This window comes from Neisseria sp. P0009.S007 (genome assembly GCF_051962515.1).
Genome location: NZ_JBQCVF010000578.1, coordinates 1 through 975 on the forward strand (window position 1 = coordinate 1; position 975 = coordinate 975).

The 975-nt window shown below is 52.1% G+C and carries 1 protein-coding gene; it reads right to left on the minus strand.

Annotated elements, in window-relative coordinates; genetic code table 11:
- Window positions 1-157: 157 nt before the first annotated feature.
- On the minus strand, window positions 158-975 hold an 818-nt coding region (locus ACTHS3_RS14920), incomplete at its 5' end, for an ATP-grasp domain-containing protein (protein WP_440368362.1).

A 975-nucleotide genomic window follows, 5' to 3' on the forward strand; every position in this document is an offset into this window, starting at 1 on the left:
GTTAATCAACCATCAATTAAGACTGCAACAATTAAAATGACACAATCGACAAATGGCACATTATTGAAAAATACAAATGCGCAAATCTTGTTTAAAAAAAGCCTCAGACCGTCTGAAAGATGGTTTTCAGACGGCCTGAGGCTTGTTATTTATAAAGTCAGGTTGATGAATGTTGTCCAAGCAACTGCGCCAACACTCGGGCAAAGCGTTCCGTCGTGCCTTCGCTGGTGTGCAAATACAGGGCAGGCTCGATGAGTTCCAACTCATTGAGCAGGAATGTGTCGCCGACCAATGTGCCGTCCACGCGGGCGTAAACCGGCATTTGCGGCAAAGTGGCCAGTACGTCTTGCGCGGCACTGATGGCAAACTCGGGCGGCTCAATACCAAACACCGACACGCCATAGGCCGAGTTGGCGCGCCATTCGCCTTGGGGCGGCTGACGGCGCACGGCATGGCTGAATATGCCGTTGAAAAACACCAGCGAGGTTTCGCCCGCCGTTTCGATTTCACGGATATACGGTTGAACAATCATGCCTTGCGGATAATCCGCCATGTTCACGTCCAATGCGTCCGCACAAACTTTGACCACGCCTTTGCCGCTCTGCCCGAATGCAGGCTTGATGACCGCTTCCGTCCAACCTTGTTGGTTCAGTATGTCCGCCAATTCGGCTTTTTGCGGCGGAACAAATACGCTGGGAATCACTTGCGAGCCACGCGCCGCCAAATCGCACAAATAAGTCTTTTCCATATTCCAAGCCATCAGCTCGGGCGGATTGATAAAATGCTGCCCCGCCTGCTCGGCTTGCTCCAGCCATTGGCGGAAGGCTTCAGGTTCGGCGGCATAATCCCATGCGCACAAAGGCAGTAAAAACGTCGCAGACGGATGGTTTTGCCACGTATCAAATACGGTTTTCACGCCCATGCTTTCCAAGCATGCCGCCAATGTTTTCAGGTTGTCCGATGGTTCGGGATAAG